At 55.1% G+C, this 18,044-nt stretch carries 17 protein-coding genes; 3 read left to right on the top strand and 14 right to left on the bottom strand.

What is annotated here, in order from left to right:
• Nucleotides 1–75: 75 nt before the first annotated feature.
• Both serA and rpiA read right to left on the bottom strand, forming a co-directional pair.
• The gene (serA, locus tag ACWKXT_RS17500; RefSeq protein WP_119917096.1) at nt 76–1,308 is read right to left on the bottom strand and encodes a phosphoglycerate dehydrogenase; all 1,233 of its coding nucleotides are present in this window, start codon (nt 1,306–1,308) and stop codon (nt 76–78) included.
• Between the two features lie 266 nt (nt 1,309–1,574).
• A complete protein-coding gene (gene rpiA, locus ACWKXT_RS17495) occupies nt 1,575–2,234 on the bottom strand; it encodes a ribose-5-phosphate isomerase RpiA (RefSeq protein WP_003860091.1) in 660 nt (219 codons plus the stop codon).
• Nucleotides 2,235–2,361: 127 nt separating this feature from the next.
• Here rpiA and argP point away from each other — a divergent pair, with 127 nt between their 5' ends.
• Nucleotides 2,362–3,255, top strand: coding sequence for a DNA-binding transcriptional regulator ArgP (gene argP / locus ACWKXT_RS17490; protein ID WP_003860089.1), 894 nt, complete (start codon nt 2,362–2,364; stop codon nt 3,253–3,255).
• Between the two features lie 43 nt (nt 3,256–3,298).
• Here argP and ACWKXT_RS17485 read toward each other — a convergent pair whose 3' ends face one another.
• From ACWKXT_RS17485 to tkt, 7 genes are all read right to left on the bottom strand, one after another.
• Nucleotides 3,299–4,030 (bottom strand): oxidative stress defense protein, encoded by a 732-nt coding sequence (locus ACWKXT_RS17485; protein WP_454527686.1) that lies wholly within the window; start codon nt 4,028–4,030, stop codon nt 3,299–3,301.
• Nucleotides 4,031–4,123: 93 nt separating this feature from the next.
• Nucleotides 4,124–4,759: an arginine exporter ArgO gene (gene argO, locus ACWKXT_RS17480; protein ID WP_003860085.1), complete on the bottom strand. Its 636-nt coding sequence runs from the start codon at nt 4,757–4,759 to the stop codon at nt 4,124–4,126.
• 145 nt (nt 4,760–4,904) lie between these two features.
• On the bottom strand, nt 4,905–5,759 hold the full coding sequence (locus ACWKXT_RS17475; RefSeq protein ID WP_262187244.1) for a small-conductance mechanosensitive channel MscS: 855 nt from the start codon (nt 5,757–5,759) through the stop codon (nt 4,905–4,907).
• A 185-nt stretch (nt 5,760–5,944) separates the two neighbouring features.
• On the bottom strand, nt 5,945–7,024 hold the full coding sequence (fbaA, locus tag ACWKXT_RS17470; protein WP_152082164.1) for a class II fructose-bisphosphate aldolase: 1,080 nt from the start codon (nt 7,022–7,024) through the stop codon (nt 5,945–5,947).
• 92 nt (nt 7,025–7,116) lie between these two features.
• Nucleotides 7,117–8,280, bottom strand: a complete 1,164-nt coding sequence (pgk, locus tag ACWKXT_RS17465) for a phosphoglycerate kinase (RefSeq protein WP_454533012.1) — start codon at nt 8,278–8,280, stop codon at nt 7,117–7,119.
• 49 nt (nt 8,281–8,329) lie between these two features.
• Nucleotides 8,330–9,349 carry an erythrose-4-phosphate dehydrogenase gene (gene epd / locus ACWKXT_RS17460; RefSeq protein ID WP_080330054.1) on the bottom strand — a complete coding sequence of 340 codons (1,020 nt, stop codon included), beginning with the start codon at nt 9,347–9,349 and terminating at the stop codon, nt 8,330–8,332.
• Nucleotides 9,350–9,689: 340 nt separating this feature from the next.
• Nucleotides 9,690–11,681: a transketolase gene (tkt, locus tag ACWKXT_RS17455; RefSeq protein ID WP_080330053.1), complete on the bottom strand. Its 1,992-nt coding sequence runs from the start codon at nt 11,679–11,681 to the stop codon at nt 9,690–9,692.
• A 272-nt stretch (nt 11,682–11,953) separates the two neighbouring features.
• Between tkt and loiP the strand changes: the two genes are divergently transcribed.
• Together loiP and ACWKXT_RS17445 are read left to right on the top strand one after the other, a co-directional pair.
• Nucleotides 11,954–12,712: a metalloprotease LoiP gene (loiP, locus tag ACWKXT_RS17450; RefSeq protein WP_248225861.1), complete on the top strand. Its 759-nt coding sequence runs from the start codon at nt 11,954–11,956 to the stop codon at nt 12,710–12,712.
• Between the two features lie 210 nt (nt 12,713–12,922).
• The gene (locus ACWKXT_RS17445; RefSeq protein ID WP_454533011.1) at nt 12,923–14,191 is read left to right on the top strand and encodes an OprD family outer membrane porin; all 1,269 of its coding nucleotides are present in this window, start codon (nt 12,923–12,925) and stop codon (nt 14,189–14,191) included.
• A 52-nt stretch (nt 14,192–14,243) separates the two neighbouring features.
• Here the strand turns inward: ACWKXT_RS17445 and speB are convergent, their stop codons facing one another.
• The 5 genes from speB to ACWKXT_RS17420 all read right to left on the bottom strand — a co-directional run bounded on the left by speB (nt 14,244) and on the right by ACWKXT_RS17420 (nt 18,034).
• Nucleotides 14,244–15,164, bottom strand: a complete 921-nt coding sequence (speB, locus tag ACWKXT_RS17440; RefSeq protein WP_002434404.1) for an agmatinase — start codon at nt 15,162–15,164, stop codon at nt 14,244–14,246.
• A gap of 230 nt (nt 15,165–15,394) precedes the next feature.
• The gene (gene speA, locus ACWKXT_RS17435) at nt 15,395–17,371 is read right to left on the bottom strand and encodes a biosynthetic arginine decarboxylase (RefSeq protein WP_454533010.1); all 1,977 of its coding nucleotides are present in this window, start codon (nt 17,369–17,371) and stop codon (nt 15,395–15,397) included.
• A gap of 8 nt (nt 17,372–17,379) precedes the next feature.
• Nucleotides 17,380–17,511: an acid stress response protein YqgB gene (gene yqgB / locus ACWKXT_RS17430; protein WP_454533009.1), complete on the bottom strand. Its 132-nt coding sequence runs from the start codon at nt 17,509–17,511 to the stop codon at nt 17,380–17,382.
• A gap of 94 nt (nt 17,512–17,605) precedes the next feature.
• Nucleotides 17,606–17,749: a hypothetical protein gene (locus ACWKXT_RS17425; protein WP_419179132.1), complete on the bottom strand. Its 144-nt coding sequence runs from the start codon at nt 17,747–17,749 to the stop codon at nt 17,606–17,608.
• 42 nt (nt 17,750–17,791) lie between these two features.
• Entirely contained in the window at nt 17,792–18,034 is a 243-nt protein-coding gene (locus tag ACWKXT_RS17420) for a hypothetical protein (protein ID WP_454527473.1), read from the bottom strand.
• Nucleotides 18,035–18,044: the final 10 nt, after the last annotated feature.

Genomic DNA, 18,044 nt, shown 5'->3' with positions numbered 1-18,044 from the left:
CCCTCTCCCACAGGGAGAGGGTGAAAACATAAAAAACGGTAACTATCGTTACCGTTTTGCATTTACCTCGCACCATCAGTACAGCAGGCGCGCGCGAATCGTCCCCGGAATAGCCTTCATGCTCTGCAGCGCTTTTTCAGCCACGTCTTCATCCGCTTCGATATCAATGACCACATAACCCATCTGCGAGTTGGTTTGCAGATACTGCGCGGCAATGTTAACGCTCTGCTCGGCAAAGATCTGGTTGATGGCGGTCAGCACGCCAGGACGGTTTTCGTGGATGTGCAGCAGACGACGCCCACCGTGCAGCGGCAGAGAGACTTCCGGGAAGTTCACCGCAGAGAGCGTTGAACCGTTGTCGGAATATTTGCTCAGCTTGCCCGCCACTTCCAGGCCGATATTTTCCTGCGCTTCCTGAGTCGAGCCGCCGATGTGCGGCGTCAGGATCACGTTGTCGAATTCACACAGCGGAGAGTTAAACGGATCGCTGTTGGTGGCCGGTTCCGTCGGGAACACGTCGATGGCCGCCCCCGCCAGATGCTTACGCTTCAGCGCATCGCACAGCGCAGGAATATCGACCACCGTACCGCGCGCGGCGTTGATCAGCAGAGAGCCCGGCTTCATCAGCGCCAGCTCTTCCGCACCCATCATGTTTTTGGTGGAGGCATTTTCCGGCACGTGCAGGCTCACCACGTCGCTCATGTTCAGCAGGTCTGAAAGATGCTGCACCTGCGTCGCGTTACCCAGCGGCAGCTTGCTTTCGATATCGTAGAAAAACACGTGCATGCCGAGGGATTCCGCCAGAATACCGAGCTGCGTACCGATATGGCCGTAACCGATAATCCCGAGCTTTTTACCACGCGCTTCGTAGGAGCCCGCGGCCAGCTTATTCCACACGCCGCGGTGCGCTTTGGCGTTAGCTTCCGGGATACCGCGCAGCAGCAGCAGCAGTTCGCCAATCACCAGCTCCGCCACGGAACGGGTGTTGGAGAACGGCGCGTTAAAGACCGGGATACCGCGTTTTGCGGCAGCGTTCAGATCAACCTGGTTGGTGCCGATGCAGAAGCAGCCAATGGCAACCAGCTTCTCCGCCGCGGCAATCACATCTTCAGTCAGGTGAGTACGGGATCGCAGGCCAATGAAATGGGCATCACGGATAGCCGCTTTCAGCTCTTCAGTATCGAGCGCGCCTTTGTGAAATTCGATGTTGGTGTAACCTGCTGCACGAAGGCTATCGATTGCTTTTTGATGCACGCCCTCGACCAGCAGGAATTTAATTTTGTCTTTCTCCAGTGATACCTTTGCCATTTCCCCGACCCTGTTTTTATCTGAACTGATGTTGTGCTGGATTGAAATCCGCTGTAGCCAACATATCAAAAAAAACTATTGCAGCAATATGAACGTTTGCGTCGGCACTCTGAAGAAAAGTCATACAGGGCAAAATGGCAGAGGAAAATGCTGCGGAAATTTATGAACGTGGCAGGATCGGCAAAAGAGGCGGAAAAACGTGACACAAGTCACCGAATTTAGCTTTTCAAAAATTTTTTAGCGGGGGAAGAGCTCCCCCCGTCAGATCATTTTACGATGGTTTTCACGCCGTCAGCGGTGCCGATCAGCGCCACATCCGCGCCGCGGTTGGCAAATAACCCTACGGTGACGACGCCGGGAATGCCATTGATGGCATTTTCCAGCGCAATCGCGTCGAGGATTTCCAGGCCATGAACGTCGAGGATCACGTTACCGTTGTCGGTCACCACACCCTGACGATATTCCGGGCGACCACCCAGCTTCACCAACTGACGCGCAACCGCGCTGCGCGCCATCGGGATCACTTCGACCGGCAGCGGGAAATTACCCAGAATATCAACCTGCTTGGAGGCGTCCGCGATGCAGATGAACTTATCCGCAACGGAGGCAATGATCTTCTCGCGCGTAAGCGCCGCGCCGCCGCCTTTGATCATCTGCATGTGGCCGTTGATTTCATCCGCGCCATCAACGTAAATCCCCAGACGGTCCACTTCGTTGAGATCGAAAACGGTAATGCCGAGGCTTTTCAGCTTTTCCGTGGAGGCATCGGAGCTGGATACCGCGCCCTCGATTTGCCCCTTCATCGTGCCCAGCGCATCGATAAAGTGTGCCGCCGTCGACCCCGTACCAACACCGACAATGGTACCCGGCTGTACGTACTGGAGAGCGGCCCATCCTACTGCTTTTTTCAGTTCATCCTGCGTCATGATCGTTTTGCCTGTGGTGTGAAAACTCAGGGCGCATTATAGAACACGTCGAATGGATTTCGTCTGCCACGAAGGGAAAATTGTGTCATAGTGCAGATTAAGCAAAATTAAGGAGTCAGCCAGAGCAATGAAACGTCCGGACTACAGAACACTACAGGCACTTGATGCAGTTATTCGTGAACGCGGTTTTGAGCGCGCGGCGCAAAAGCTGTGCATCACCCAGTCCGCCGTATCACAGCGTATCAAACAGCTTGAAAACATGTTCGGGCAGCCGCTGCTGGTGCGTACCGTGCCGCCGCGTCCGACGGAGCAAGGACAAAAACTTCTCGCCCTGCTGCGTCAGGTTGAACTGCTGGAAGACGAGTGGCTGGGTGACGAACAAACGGGTTCCACGCCGCTGCTGCTCTCGCTGGCGGTCAACGCCGACAGTCTGGCGACCTGGCTGCTGCCGGCCCTTGCGCCAGTGCTGGCCGACTCCCCCATCCGCCTGAATCTCCAGGTTGAAGATGAAACCCGCACCCAGGAACGCCTGCGTCGCGGTGAAGTGGTTGGGGCGGTCAGTATTCAGCCTCAGGCGCTGCCGAGCTGTCTGGTCGATCAACTGGGCGCGCTGGACTACCTGTTTGTCGGTTCTAAAGCCTTTGCCGAGCGCTACTTCCCGAACGGCGTGACCCGCGCCGCGCTGCTGAAAGCACCTGCCGTCGCGTTCGACCATCTGGACGATATGCATCAGGCCTTCCTGCAGCAGAATTTCGACCTGCCGCCGGGCAGCGTGCCGTGCCATATCGTTAACTCGTCCGAAGCCTTTGTGCAGCTGGCACGCCAGGGCACCACCTGCTGCATGATCCCGCACCTGCAGATAGAGAAAGAGTTAAAAAGCGGTGAGCTGATTGATTTAACCCCGGGGCTCTATCAGCGCCGGATGCTGTACTGGCACCGCTTTGCGCCGGAAAGCCGCATGATGCGCAACGTCACCGACGCGCTGCTGGCATTTGGTCATAAGGTTTTGAGGCAGGATTAAAAAGAAAAGCCGGGTGGCAGCTACGCCTTACCCGGCCTACTGATTATTGTGCAGGTTTCGGCTGTGCTGCAACGGGTTCCAGCTGGAAGACCACATCTACCTGATCGTCGAACTGAATGGTTGGCTGCTCGTAGGTTTCCTGAGCAGAAACCGGGGCGGCATCCGCCTTCATCATCCGCACCATCGGGCTTGGCTGGTAGTTAGAGACGTGGTAACGCACGCTGTAAACCGGGCCGAGCTTGCTCTTAAAGCCAGAAGCCAGCTGCTCCGCCTGATGGATTGCATCATCAATCGCGGCTTTACGCGCTTCGTCTTTGTATTTCTCCGGTTGCGCAACGCCCAGCGACACAGAACGGATTTCGTTCAGGCCAGCCTTCAGCGCGCCATCCAGCAGGGAATTCAGCTTGTCCAGCTGGCGCACGGTCACTTCCACAGTGCGCACGGCGCGATAGCCTTTCAGGATGCTTTTGCCGTTCTGGTAGTCGTAATCGGGCTGGGTACGCAGATTCGCAGAGCTAATGTCTTTTTTAGCGACACCGTTCTGTTCCAGGAAAGAGAGATATTGCGCAACACGATCGTCTGCCTGTTTTTTGGCGGAAGCGGCATCTTTCGCAGCCACATTCACTTCAATTGCCAGGGTTGCAACATCCGGTACCGCGTCCACGCTTGCGGTGCCTGACGTGACGATGTGCGGGCCATCCGGCAGTTCACTTGCCTGCACCGACACCGCACCAAAACTTACTAATGCCGCCAGGGCCATCACTTTAAACTTCACTGTCATTCCTCCATGTTGCGAAGAGTGCCCCATCAACAGGGCGCATGCCAGCAAGCTTAGCGGGTCTTGTTCAGATGTCCATAAGACAAACGCTTAGTTGAACAATCCCTGTACGTGATGAATCCCCTCTTTCGCCAGCTGGAAAGCGATAAACCACATCACCAGCCCCACCAGCGTATTAATGATGCGCTGCGCTTTGGCAGTCCGAAGGCGCGGAGCCAGCCACGCCGCCAGGATTGCCAGGCCGAAGAACCAGAGGAAAGAGGCGCTGACCGTACCGAGCGCAAACCAGCGTTTCGGCTCAACGTCCAGCTGTCCACCCAGGCTGCCCAGCACCACAAAGGTATCAAGGTAGACGTGCGGGTTTAGCCACGTCACGGCGAGCATGGTGACGATAATTTTCCAGCGGCCCTGTTTCATGACTTCGGCGCTCGCCAGCTCAAGATTGCTGCTCATCGCCGTTTTCAGAGCGCCGAATCCGTACCATAACAGAAACGCCACGCCGCCCCAGGTAACCAGCGCCAGTAGCCACGGCGACTGCATCAACAGGGCGCTGCCGCCAAAAATCCCGGCGCAGATCAGCAGCAAGTCACTGACAGCACACAGCAACGCGATCATCAGATGATACTGGCGGCGGATGCCCTGGTTCATCACGAACGCATTTTGTGGACCGAGAGGGAGGATCATGGCCGCACCTAGTGCAAGACCTTGAAAGTAATAGGATAACATGACGTAAATCTCTCAGAATTGTCTTTGGAGCAGACTATACTGTGAGAATGCCATTAGAGGAAATTGATAATATTAATTGGGTATTAGCATGGCTAATAAAATAAAAGCCCGGTGGCGCTAGCGCTTACCGGGCCTACGGGAGACGTTATTCGGCTTCTTTTACTTTTTTGACGTTTACGTCCATCTGCGGGTACGGGAAGCTGATGCCGTTGGCGTCGAAGTCGCGCTTGATGCGTTCCAGCACGTCCCAGTACACGTTTTGCAGATCGCTGCTCTTGCTCCAGATACGCACCACGAAGTTAATGGATGACGCGCCCAGCTCGTTGAGGCGAACCGTCTGCTCTTTATCTTTCAGAATGCGATCGTCTGAAGCAATGATATTGCTAATCAGCGATTTTACCTGATCGATGTCGGAATCATAGGCCACGCTGATAATCAGCTCATTACGGCGCACCGGTTCACGGGAGAAGTTAATGATGTTGCCCGCGATGATTTTCCCGTTCGGTACCACCACGATACGGCCATCGACGGTACGCAGGGTGGTTGAGAAAATCTGCACCTGCAGCACGGTTCCGGCAATGCCGCCAAGGTCAACGTATTCACCCGAGCGGAACGGACGGAAGGTGACCAGCAGAACGCCTGCCGCCAGGTTTGAAAGTGAGCCCTGCAGCGCCAGACCAATAGCCAGACCAGCCGCACCGAGCACGGCGATGACGGATGCCGTCTGCACGCCCACGCGACCCAGCGCCGCAATCAGCGTAAAGGCGATGATGCCATAACGCACCAGTGCGGAGAGGAAATCAGCCACCGTGGCGTCAATGTGACGGGCCAGCATCACGCGGTTGACCGCGTTCGATACGATACGCGCCACGATCATCCCGACGATGATGATGGCAATCGCCGCGACGATGTTCACGGCGTAGCTCAGCAGCAGCGCCTGGTTGCGCACCAGCCAGTTACCGGCGTGATTGATGCTGTCTACAACATCGAGTTGTTCCATTTATTCTTCCTTTTGTTAAACCAAAACACAAAATCCATCCCCCATGGAGACAGGCAGGTCAGTAAAGGGTAAACAAAAAGCGCAAATATTGCCAAACAGATCACAAAAGCAGATGTTGCAGCATGTTGAAAACGCGAAAAAAAGGCCCGCATTTGCGGGCCTTCTGATGCTGTTAGCAGCTCAAATTACAGAACATCGATCGCGTTCAGTTCTTTGAATGCCTGCTCCAGACGGGTCACCATGGACGTCTGTGCAGCGCGCAGCCATACGCGTGGATCGTAGTATTTCTTGTTCGGCTGGTCTTCGCCTTTCGGGTTGCCCAGCTGACCCTGCAGGTAAGCTTCGTTCGCTTTGTAGTACTGCAGGATACCGTCCCAGGTTGCCCACTGGGTGTCGGTATCGATGTTCATTTTCACTACGCCGTAGCTTACGGAGTCTTTGATTTCCTGAGCAGAAGAACCGGAACCGCCGTGGAAGACGAAGTTCAGGCTGTTGTGCGGCAGGTTGTGTTTCTTAGACACGTATTCCTGAGAATCACGCAGGATGGTCGGGGTCAGAACCACGTTGCCTGGTTTGTAAACGCCGTGTACGTTACCGAAGGACGCTGCGATGGTGAAGCGTGGGCTGATTTTGCTCAGCTCGGTGTAAGCGTAATCAACGTCTTCTGGCTGAGTGTACAGAGCAGAAGCGTCCATGTGGCTGTTGTCCACGCCGTCTTCTTCGCCACCGGTGCAGCCCAGTTCGATTTCCAGGGTCATGTCCATTTTGGCCATGCGCGCCAGGTATTTAGAGCAGATTTCGATGTTTTCGTGCAGTGACTCTTCAGACAGGTCGATCATGTGAGAAGAGAACAGTGGCTTACCGGTTGCTGCGAAGTGTTTTTCACCTGCGTCCAGCAGACCGTCGATCCATGGCAGCAGTTTCTTCGCGCAGTGGTCAGTGTGCAGGATAACTGGCACACCGTAGTGCTCAGCCATCTGGTGTACGTGGTGCGCACCAGAGATAGCACCCAGGATTGCAGCACCCTGAGGAACATCAGTTTTCACGCCTTTACCTGCGATGAACGCTGCACCACCGTTAGAGAACTGAACGATAACTGGCGCTTTAACTTTAGCAGCAGTTTCCAGTACGGCGTTGATGGAGTCGGTACCCACGCAGTTAACTGCTGGCAGAGCGAAGTTGTTTTCTTTAGCTACCTGGAACACTTTCTGTACGTCATCACCAGTGATAACGCCAGGTTTTACGAAATCAAAAATTTTAGACATGTTGCTTAGTCCTGTATCTTCGGCCGTTAGAAAAGGTGCGAGCTCTTATAAGCGCGCTGAAAATTGGGCAGGTTTCCCTGCCCTTGAATGGCTTACTTCTTAGCGCGCTCTTCGAGCATTGCTACTGCTGGCAGAACTTTGCCTTCCACGAACTCGAGGAATGCACCGCCACCAGTGGAGATGTAGGAGATTTTGTCAGCGATACCGAACAGGTCGATTGCTGCCAGGGTGTCACCACCGCCTGCGATAGAGAACGCTTCGCTGTCTGCGATAGCGTTAGCAACGATTTCAGTCCCTTTACGGAAGTTCGGGAATTCGAACACGCCGACAGGACCATTCCACAGGATAGTTTTTGCGTTTTTCAGGATTTCAGCCAGTTTCTGTGCAGAAACGTCGCCCAGGTCCAGGATCTGCTCTTCATCTTTGATGTCGCTAACAGATTTCAGGGTCGCGGTTGCGGTTTCAGAGAACTCGGTCGCCACGCGAACGTCAGTTGGAACCGGGATATCACAGGTGCCCAGCAGGCGTTTGGCTTCGTCAACCAGGTCTGCTTCGTACAGGGATTTACCCACGTTGTGGCCCTGAGCGGCAACGAAGGTGTTCGCGATACCACCGCCAACGATCAGCTGGTCAGCGATTTTAGACAGAGAATCCAGAACGGTCAGTTTGGTAGACACTTTAGAACCACCAACGATAGCGACCATTGGGCGAGCAGGTTCTTTCAGCGCTTTACCCAGCGCTTCCAGTTCGTCAGCCAGCAGAGGACCCGCGCACGCGACGTCGGCGAATTTACCGATGCCGTGAGTAGACGCCTGCGCACGGTGAGCCGTACCGAAGGCATCCATGACGAATACGTCGCACAGAGCAGCGTATTTTTTGGACAGGGTTTCGTCGTCTTTCTTCTCGCCTTTGTTGAAGCGAACGTTTTCCAGAACAACCAGTTCACCGGCAGCGACTTCAACGCCGTCGAGGTAATCTTTCACCAGGCGAACCGGGTTGGACAGTTTGTCTTTCAGGTAATTAACAACTGGCAGCAGAGAGAACTCTTCGTTGTACTCGCCTTCGGTTGGACGGCCCAGGTGGGAGGTGACCATCACTTTAGCGCCCTGCTTCAGAGCCAGTTCGATGGTTGGCAGAGATGCACGGATACGCGCGTCGCTGGTCACTTTGCCATCTTTAACCGGTACGTTCAGATCGGCACGGATGAAAACGCGTTTACCAGCCAGATCCAGATCGGTCATCTTAATTACAGACATGGTGAATCCTCTCGTTGATTCTTAAAGTTTTGCAGACGCACGATGCGTCTTACCTGAAACCTTGAGCGGCCATTGCTAACGTGGTGTCGAGCATTCGGTTAGCAAAGCCCCATTCGTTATCACACCAGACCAGCGTCTTGATAAGGTGTGCCCCACTGACGCGCGTTTGTGTGCCATCGACGATAGCGCTGTGCGGGTCGTGGTTAAAATCTACTGAGACCAACGGTAATTCCGTATAGTCAACTATACCATGAAATGCCCCCTGTGCCGCTTTTTGCAGCAACAGGTTGACTTCACAGGCTTTTACCGGTTTTTTCACCGTTACGCTGAGATCAATTGCGGTGACGTTTATCGTGGGAACACGCACGGCAATCGCTTCAAAACGGTCGTTAAACTGCGGGAAAATTCGGGTGATCCCGGCAGCCAATTTTGTATCCACCGGGATGATCGACTGGCTCGCCGCGCGAGTGCGTCGCAAATCCGGGTGATAGGCGTCGATAACCTGCTGATCGTGCATGGCAGAGTGAATCGTGGTCACGGTGCCGGATTCAATGCCATACGCATCGTCTAACAGTTTGATGACCGGAATAATGCAGTTGGTGGTGCAGGAGGCGTTAGAGACAATACGGTGTTCGGCCTGCAGCTCATGCTGATTGACGCCAAACACGACGGTCGCGTCGAGGTCGTTACTGCCGGGATGAGAAAAAAGAACTTTTTTTGCACCTGCAGCCAGATGTGCTTCGCCATGTTCGCGGCTGCCGTACACGCCGGTACAGTCCAGCACCACATCCACACCCAGTTCACGCCACGGTAGCCCTGCAATGCTGCTCTCATGCAGTACGCGGATGGCATCGTCGCCGACAAACAGCTGATCTCTTTCCTGGCGAACATCCCAGGCAAAGCGGCCGTGGCTGGTGTCATATTTCAACAAATGCGCCATGCCCGCAGCATCCGCCAGTTCGTTGATTGCTACCACGGTTATTTCCGCACGACGCCCGGATTCATATAAAGCACGAACCACGTTACGCCCGATGCGACCGAAGCCATTAATCGCTACGCGTACGGTCATAGATCTCCTGCAAAGCTATCCCTGAGTTTGAGGTGGCTGAAAGAGTAATCCAGCGACGCCCGAAGGGGAATCCTTGCTGTCACAAACTGCGATTGATTGGTCAATTGTCGAACATTTAATCGACTGAAACGCTTCAGCAAGAATAAGCGAATCGCGGAATAAAAGGAATGGTTGTCCAGATGAATAAGCGAGCTATATGACTTGCGTCACATTTTAGGTGGAATAATTCACGGCGAGGGAAAAGCAAAACGGCAACCCGAGGGTTACCGTTTTTAGTGTTTGCACCCTTTCCCGGTGGGAGAGGGTGGGGTGAGGGCATCAGCCCGCACCGTACAAACAATTACAGCAGTTCTTTCGCCTTAGCGACAACGTTCTCAACGGTGAAGCCGAACTCTTCAAACAGCTGTTCAGCTGGCGCAGACTCACCAAACGTGGTCATACCGACGATAGCGCCGTTCAGACCCACGTATTTGAACCAGTAGTCAGCAATACCCGCTTCCACAGCCACGCGAGCGGAAACCGCTTTAGGCAGTACGGATTCACGGTAAGCCGCATCCTGCTTGTCGAACGCATCGGTAGACGGCATGGAGACTACGCGCGCTTTCACGCCTTCGGCAGTCAGTTTTTCCCATGCAGCAACAGCCAGCTCAACTTCAGAACCGGTGGCGATGAAGATCAGCTCAGGCTGGCCCGCGCAATCTTTCAGCACGTAACCACCGCGCGCGATGTTCGCCAGCTGCTCTGGAGTACGCTCCTGCTGCGCCAGGTTCTGACGGGAGAGGATCAGCGCGGTTGGACCGTCCTGACGCTCAACGCCGTACTTCCACGCCACCGCGGATTCCACCTGGTCACATGGGCGCCATGTGCTCATGTTCGGGGTCACGCGCAGGGAAGCCACCTGCTCTACCGGCTGGTGAGTTGGACCATCTTCGCCCAGACCGATGGAGTCGTGGGTGTAGACCATCACCTGACGCTGTTTCATCAGCGCAGCCATACGCACGGCGTTACGTGCATATTCCACAAACATCAGGAAGGTGGAGGTGTACGGCAGGAAACCACCGTGCAGAGAGATACCGTTGGCAATCGCGGTCATACCGAACTCACGTACACCGTAATGGATGTAGTTACCGGCAGTATCTTCGTTGATTGGCTTCGAACCAGACCACAGGGTCAGGTTAGACGGCGCCAGGTCAGCGGAGCCGCCCAGGAATTCTGGAAGCAACGGACCAAACGCTTCAATCGCATTCTGAGACGCTTTACGGCTCGCGATTTTAGACGGGTTCGCCTGCAGCTTAGCGATGAACTCGTTGGCTTTCGCGTCGAAGTCAGACGGCATGTCACCTTTCATACGACGAGTGAATTCAGCCGCTTCCTGAGGGAAGGCTTTCGCATAAGCCGCGAATTTCTCGTTCCAGGCCGCTTCTTTCGCCTGGCCCACTTCTTTCGCATCCCACTGAGCGTAGATCTCTGATGGAATTTCGAATGCAGGGTGTTTCCAGCCCAGCGCTTCACGGGTCAGTGCGATTTCCGCATCGCCCAGCGGTGCGCCGTGGGAGTCGTGAGTACCGGCTTTGTTCGGCGAACCGAAGCCAATGATGGTTTTGCACATCAGCAGGGACGGTTTGTCAGTCACAGCACGCGCTTCTTCTACTGCACGTTTAATCGAGTCAGCATCGTGGCCATCAACGCCACGCACAACGTGCCAGCCGTAGGCTTCGAAACGAGCTGCGGTGTCGTCAGTGAACCAGCCTTCAACGTGACCGTCGATGGAGATACCGTTGTCGTCGTAGAACGCAACCAGTTTGCCCAGCTTCAGGGTACCGGCCAGGGAGCACACTTCGTGAGAAATGCCTTCCATCATGCAGCCGTCGCCAAGGAACGCGTAGGTGAAGTGGTCAACGATGTCGTGGCCAGGACGGTTGAACTGCGCCGCCAGGGTCTTCTCGGCAATCGCCATACCTACAGCGTTAGCGATGCCCTGACCCAGCGGGCCGGTGGTGGTTTCTACGCCAGCGGTGTAACCCACTTCCGGGTGACCTGGAGTTTTGGAGTGCAGCTGACGGAAGTTTTTCAGCTCTTCGATTGGCAGATCGTAGCCGGTGAGGTGCAGCAGGCTGTAGATCAGCATAGAGCCGTGGCCGTTAGACAGCACGAAACGGTCGCGGTCAGCCCATGCCGGGTTCTGCGGGTTGTGGTTAAGGAAATCACGCCACAGGACTTCGGCGATATCAGCCATACCCATAGGGGCACCCGGGTGGCCGGACTTGGCTTTCTGTACTGCGTCCATGCTCAGCGCACGAATAGCATTAGCAAGCTCTTTACGTGAGGACATTTTAACTCCAGATCGGACTGTTAAAGGCCATGCCCTTGACGACAGCGCGTTTTGGGCTACGCCGGAAAAAAGTGCCAACAATGTAACCCAAGCCGCAGGGCATGTACATGGACCATTCTTTTGCAGCTTAAGAAATCTCTGGATCATGCTCGCATGTTGCGCAATCTGCTCGCCCGCCCCTGTAGATATTCCTTATACTTAGCCCGACACCGGCTTCGCTGACGGTGCACTTTTCGGATTTTATTCAGATTAACGAGTACGGAAGCAACCTCATGAAAATGCGTGCAATAGTGCTGGCCCTGGGTACGACGCTCCTGCTGAGCGGCTGTCAGAATATGGATTCTAACGGTCTGATGACGTCAGGCGCAGAAGCCTTTCAGGCCTATTCTCTGAGCGACGCGCAGGTGAAAGCGCTGAGCGATCAGGCCTGTAAAGATATGGACGGAAAAGCCACGCTTGCCCCGGCTAACAGTACCTACACACAGCGTCTGAATAAGATTGCTTCCGCGCTTGGCGATAACATCAACGGTCAGCCCGTGAACTACAAGGTTTACATGGCGAAAGACGTCAACGCCTTCGCAATGGCAAACGGCTGTATCCGCGTTTATAGCGGCCTGATGGACATGATGACCGACAACGAAGTCGAAGCGGTGATCGGCCACGAAATGGGCCACGTTGCGCTCGGCCACGTCAAGAAAGGGATGCAGGTTGCCTTAGGCACCAATGCCATCCGCGCGGCGGCGGCCTCTGCGGGCGGTATCGTTGGCAGCCTGTCCCAGTCGCAGCTTGGTGACGTAGGCGAAAAGCTGGTTAACTCCCAGTTCTCACAGCGTCAGGAATCCGAAGCGGACGACTACTCCTACGATCTGTTGCGCAAACGCGGCATTAACCCATCAGGTTTAGCCACCAGCTTCGAAAAACTGGCCAAACTGGAAGCGGGACGCCAAAGCTCCATGTTTGACGATCACCCGGCCTCAGAAGCGCGCGCGCAGCATATTCGCGACCGTATGGCCGCTGACGGAATTAAATAATATTGAAAGGAGGCAATTTTGCCTCCTTTTTATTTCGCATGAATTGCTAAATTAATCGCACGTATCGGTAACACCTCTGAAAGCCGCATCAAATCAGTCCTTCCCTATTGAAATGTCTGGTCACATATTTATTGCAATCGTTAACCATTCCGGTAATTATCAAACGCGCAGTAATTCAATTTAATATATTAAGACAGAGACGTTCCCTCCGTGAAAAAAGAATTATCGTCAATTGCTTTAAGTTTATTCGTCACATTACCTGCCGCTGCCAGCCAGCAATCTGACAGCCAGGGTTTTATCGACGACAGCCATTTAGACCTGTTTTTACGCAATGCGTATATCAGCCGCGACTACCATCAGGGCCAGCAGGATAAAGCCGAATGGGGTCAGGGCATCATCGCCACCTTTGAATCCGGCTATACCGAAGGGCTGGTGGGCTTTGGCGTGGACGGCATCGCACAGTACGGCGTGCGCCTGGACGGCGGTCGCGGCAAGAGCGGCGCGGGCGGCATCGACTTCTTTAAACAGGAAGATGATGGCCGGGCCAAATCCGATCTGGCAAAGTTTGGCGCGACGGCCAAAATGCGCATCTCTAATACCGTACTGAGCTACGGCAATCAGCGTCCTGAGTTGCCAATTGTTAATGCCGACAGCTCCCGCCTGCTGTTTGAAAGCTACACCGGCGCCATGCTGACCTCGAAAGAGATCGATGGGCTGGAAGTGAATGCCGGTTATTTCACCGACGAGCAGCGTAAAAGCGACGACCGCCACGACAGCGGCCTGAAAAGCCTGACCTTCGGTGGCGCAAGCTACCAGTTCAACGACCAGTTCAGCGGCGCGCTGTATGCCTCTCATAACGAAGAGGTGATGAACAAACAGTACCTGGGACTGAACTTCAAACAACCATTCAGCACCGGACAGCAGCTGGTACTCGACTTCAATGGTTATAACTCGCGTCTGGATCAGGGCTACGCTGACAGCCTCGACACGGGCCGCAGCAACACCATCTGGAGCCTGGCGGCGAGCTACATCTGGGATATTCACACGTTCAAAGTGGCATACCAGCAGAGCAGCGGCAGCACTGGCTACAACTACGGCGGCTACCGCGACAAGGGCGGCGTGGGTGACGGCGGCAACACCATCTGGCTGGCAAACTCTTACTGGTCTGATTTTAACGGCGAAGATGAACGTTCCTGGCAGGCGTCATACGGCCTGGACTTCGGCGGCCTCGGCCTGCCGGGCCTGAGCTGGACCACGGCCTACGTGCGCGGCGACAACATTAAGACGTCTGAAACCAGCAACGGCAAAGAGCACGAGTGGTTTAACCAGATCCAGTACCAGGTGCAGAACGGTCCGGCGAAGGATCTGAAACTGAAACTGCGCTATTCCGTGCTGCGCGTCTCCAGCAACGCCAGCGACTATAACGTGGGCGGGGACGAGATCCGCGCTTACGTGGAATACCCGTTTAACGTGTTCTGAAGACAATAAAAAACCTCTCAAGAGAGAGGTTTTTTTTCACACCAGGCGAGGCTTACTCGCCTTTTTTGGCCGCCTGAATGTAGAGCATTTCCAGCGCCAGGGTCGCTGCGGCCAGCGCAGTGATCTCAGACTGGTCATAAGCCGGGGCCACTTCCACCACGTCCATACCCACGATGTTCAGATCCTTCAGACCGCGCACCAGCTTGATGGCGCGATCGGACGTCAGGCCGCCGATCACCGGCGTACCGGTACCCGGCGCAAAAGCCGGATCCAGGCAATCGATATCAAAGGTCAGATAAACAGGCATATCACCGACGATCTGCTTAACCTGCGCGATGATATCGTCCACGCCACGATCGTTGACCTGGCACGCGTCCAGCACGGTGAAGCCGTTGTCTTTGTCGAACTCGGTGCGAATACCGATCTGCACGGAGTGGTTCGGGTCGATCAGACCTTCGTTCGGCGCGGTATAAAACATGGTGCCGTGGTCGAACTCGCAGCCGTTCGCGTAGGTGTCGGTATGCGCATCAAAATGCACCAGCGCCATTTTACCGAAGTGTTTCGCATGGGCACGCAGCAGCGGCAGGGTCACGAAGTGGTCGCCGCCGAAGGAGAGCATGCGCTTGCCGGCTGCCAGCAGCTTCTCGGCATGGGCCTGCAGCTTTTCACTCATCTCGCGCGCGTCGCCGAAGGCGTACACCAGATCACCACAGTCCACCACGTTCAGACGCTCGCGCATGTCGAAGTTCCACGGGAAGCGGTTGTGCTCCCAGGCCAGGTTGGTAGAAACCTGACGGATCGCTGCCGGGCCGTGACGACCGCCCGCGCGGCCAGAGGTCGCCATATCGAACGGTACGCCGGTGATTACCCAGTCAGCGTCACTGTCGTACGGCTGGAAGTTCATCGGAAGGCGTAAAAAACCAAACGCGTTAGATACCAGAGAGTTATCGTACTGATGACCTAAAGTGCTCATGTCCTGACCTCTTATAAAGTCGATACATTAAAAACAGATGAAAAAAAATCCCCTCCGCGTCGTTAAACCCGACGAGGAAGGGATTGCTTTGTAAATCGCTTATTGGGGCGAATTATCGCCGGTAATGCATACGGGTTCAAGTGAGTATAGCATTCTGCCGGATGGCGGCTTCGCCTTATCCGGCCTACATTCGTAGGCCCGGTAAGCGCAGCGCCACCGGGCATTGGCGGCTACTCGTCTTCCAGGTAAGTGTACCCGTACAGACCCGCTTCAAACTCTTCCAGGAACTGCTGCTGCAATACATCGTCCAGACCGGTGTTTTTCACCTGATCGCGGAACTGGGTGAGCAGTTTTTTCGGATCGAGCTGAACGTATTCGAGCATGTCCGCCACCGTGTCCCCTTCGTCAGAGAGCTCAACTTCCACGTTGCCGTCAGGGAAGACAAACACGTCAACCGCTTCGGTATCACCGAACAGGTTGTGCATGTTGCCGAGGATCTCCTGATACGCGCCGACCATAAAGAAGCCCAGCATTGGCGGGTTCTCCGGATCGTACTCCGGCATTGGCATCGTCGTTGCGATACCGTCGCCGTCCACGTAGTGGTCAATCGCGCCATCGGAATCACAGGTGATGTCCAGCAGCACCGCACGGCGTTCCGGGGCGTGGTTCAGCCCTTCCAGCGGCAGAACCGGGAACAGCTGGTCGATACCCCAGGCATCCGGCATCGACTGGAACAGCGAGAAGTTGACGTAAATCTTATCCGCCATACGCTCCTGCAGTTCATCGATAATCGGACGGTGCGCGCGGTTGCTCGGGTCGAGCTGTTTCTGCACTTCATGGCACATATTCAGATAGAGCTGCTCCGCCCACGCGCGCTCCTGCAGGCTAAAGGTGCCTGACGAGTAGCCGACGTGAATATCGTGCAGATCCATCTGGCTGTCGTGCAGCCATTCGCGCAGGGAACGGCGCGTGCCCGGCTCGTGCATCTCCTGCCAGGTTTCCCACATGCTTTGCAGGGAACGCGGGGCATCGTCTGCCGGAGGCGTCGCTTCGGTGATTTCGCTACGCTCAACGCCGATGATGTTCGAGACCAGCACCGTATGGTGCGCGGTAACCGCGCGGCCGGATTCGGTGATCACCGTCGGGTGCGGCAGGCCGTGCTCTTCACAGGCATCGCCAATCGCCCAGATGATGTTGTTGGCATATTCGTTCAGGCCGTAGTTCACCGAGCAGTCAGACTGTGAGCGAGTCCCTTCGTAGTCCACGCCCAGGCCGCCGCCCACGTCAAAGCACTGGATGTTCACGCCAAGCTTGTGCAACTCAACGTAGAAACGCGCCGATTCGCGCACGCCCGTGGCGATGTCGCGAATATTCGCCATCTGCGAGCCGAGGTGGAAGTGCAGCAGTTGAATGCTGTCGAGACGACCGCGTTCGCGCAGAATTTCCACCAGTTGCAGCACCTGGTTCGCTGCGAGGCCGAACTTGGATTTTTCACCGCCGGAGGACTGCCACTTACCGGAACCCTGCGATGCCAGACGCGCACGCACGCCAAGGCGAGGGATAACGTTCAGACGCTCGGCCTCTTCCAGCACGATCGCGATTTCGGTCATCTTCTCGATCACCAGATAGACCTTGTGGCCCATCTTCTCGCCAATCAGCGCCAGACGAATGTATTCACGGTCTTTATAACCGTTGCAGACGATCACCGAACGGGTCATGCCCGCATGCGCGAGGACCGCCATCAGCTCCGCTTTAGAGCCCGCTTCCAGACCCAGTGGTTCGCCGGAGTGGATCAGGGATTCAATCACGCGGCGGTGCTGGTTTACCTTGATCGGGTAAACCAGAAAATAGTCGCCTTTATAGCCGTAGGACTCACGCGCGCGCTTGAACGCGGCGTTAATGGAACGCAGGCGATGTTGCAGGATCTGCGGGAAGCAGAATAGTGCAGGCAAACGCTGACCCTGTGCTTCACGGGCTTTCACCAGCTTAGCGAGATCCACGCGCGCTTCAGGGACGTCCGGATCCGGGCAGACGCTGATGTGGCCCAGCTCGTTGACGTCATAGTAGTTATTGCCCCACCAGGCAATATTGTAAGTGCGCAGCATCTTGCTGGCTTCCTGGGAGCTCATCGCAACCTCCTGCATAGAACGTAGTACACCCTGTTCGCCCGCTGACGAAGGCGAAAAAGAAGACATGTCGTCAGACATAGCGAACCTCAACTCTTTGTATTAAGTGTAAAACAGTTGACTACTATCGCAGCGTTATACGGCGATAACAACCCACAAACGGCTCCGTTTCCCAGCAGAGTATGCTGAAATCCAGACCGTGCGACCGGTTTCTTATTCATATCATTGTAAAACACGTATCCGAACTCTGTATGACAAGGTTCGGCGAAACCACGAGAAAACTCTTGTATTAACAAGAGCGCCCTTGTTCAGTTTTCACAGAGCGTAACCGGCCCTTGAATCCTGAGAAGCGCCGAGATGGGTATAACATCGGCAGGTTTGCAGACTAGAAATGCGGGTTGCGGGAATCAAATGCGTGCCAGAACGGCTGCGCTGAATTAGCGGAAAACGATGGTTCATTATCTCGTATCACCTCCACGGCCGCCTCTGCTGAAACGGACCTCAAGCCAAAGCTAACAGTTCACTGCTTAACCCGGCTGGAAGTGGCGACACGATGAGTTCATCGAGCGCTTTTTGTATGAGCCGCGCGCCGCGTTTTATACCGAGAAGGGGGCTAAAAAGCAAAACAAAAATGCGCGTGTTGCCAGCAGCGTCAGGAAAAATTTCCAGCAGCCATTTCAACGCAGTGAGAGACGAATCAAAAAAAACTGGAAATCGGGCGAAGAAGTGACCTAAAATAGCCATCCAGATGTTA

The organism is Enterobacter sp. UPMP701, assembly GCF_053709515.1.
Note: the sequence above shows the minus strand (reverse complement) of the source record. Positions and strands in the feature narration are given on the sequence as shown.

Coding starts and splice junctions, on each gene's coding strand:
- fbaA (WP_152082164.1), bottom strand. CDS start 7,024: ATGTCTAAAATTTTTGATTTCGTAAAACCTGGCGTTATCACTGGTGAT.
- ACWKXT_RS17425 (WP_419179132.1), bottom strand. CDS start 17,749: ATGAACCATCGTTTTCCGCTAATTCAGCGCAGCCGTTCTGGCACGCAT.
- pgk (WP_454533012.1), bottom strand. CDS start 8,280: ATGTCTGTAATTAAGATGACCGATCTGGATCTGGCTGGTAAACGCGTT.
- epd (WP_080330054.1), bottom strand. CDS start 9,349: ATGACCGTACGCGTAGCGATTAATGGCTTCGGTCGCATCGGGCGTAAC.
- speA (WP_454533010.1), bottom strand. CDS start 17,371: ATGTCTGACGACATGTCTTCTTTTTCGCCTTCGTCAGCGGGCGAACAG.
- ACWKXT_RS17475 (WP_262187244.1), bottom strand. CDS start 5,759: ATGGAACAACTCGATGTTGTAGACAGCATCAATCACGCCGGTAACTGG.
- rpiA (WP_003860091.1), bottom strand. CDS start 2,234: ATGACGCAGGATGAACTGAAAAAAGCAGTAGGATGGGCCGCTCTCCAG.
- serA (WP_119917096.1), bottom strand. CDS start 1,308: ATGGCAAAGGTATCACTGGAGAAAGACAAAATTAAATTCCTGCTGGTC.
- loiP (WP_248225861.1), top strand. CDS start 11,954: ATGAAAATGCGTGCAATAGTGCTGGCCCTGGGTACGACGCTCCTGCTG.
- tkt (WP_080330053.1), bottom strand. CDS start 11,681: ATGTCCTCACGTAAAGAGCTTGCTAATGCTATTCGTGCGCTGAGCATG.
- argP (WP_003860089.1), top strand. CDS start 2,362: ATGAAACGTCCGGACTACAGAACACTACAGGCACTTGATGCAGTTATT.
- speB (WP_002434404.1), bottom strand. CDS start 15,164: ATGAGCACTTTAGGTCATCAGTACGATAACTCTCTGGTATCTAACGCG.
- argO (WP_003860085.1), bottom strand. CDS start 4,759: ATGTTATCCTATTACTTTCAAGGTCTTGCACTAGGTGCGGCCATGATC.
- ACWKXT_RS17420 (WP_454527473.1), bottom strand. CDS start 18,034: ATGGCTATTTTAGGTCACTTCTTCGCCCGATTTCCAGTTTTTTTTGAT.
- yqgB (WP_454533009.1), bottom strand. CDS start 17,511: ATGAATAAGAAACCGGTCGCACGGTCTGGATTTCAGCATACTCTGCTG.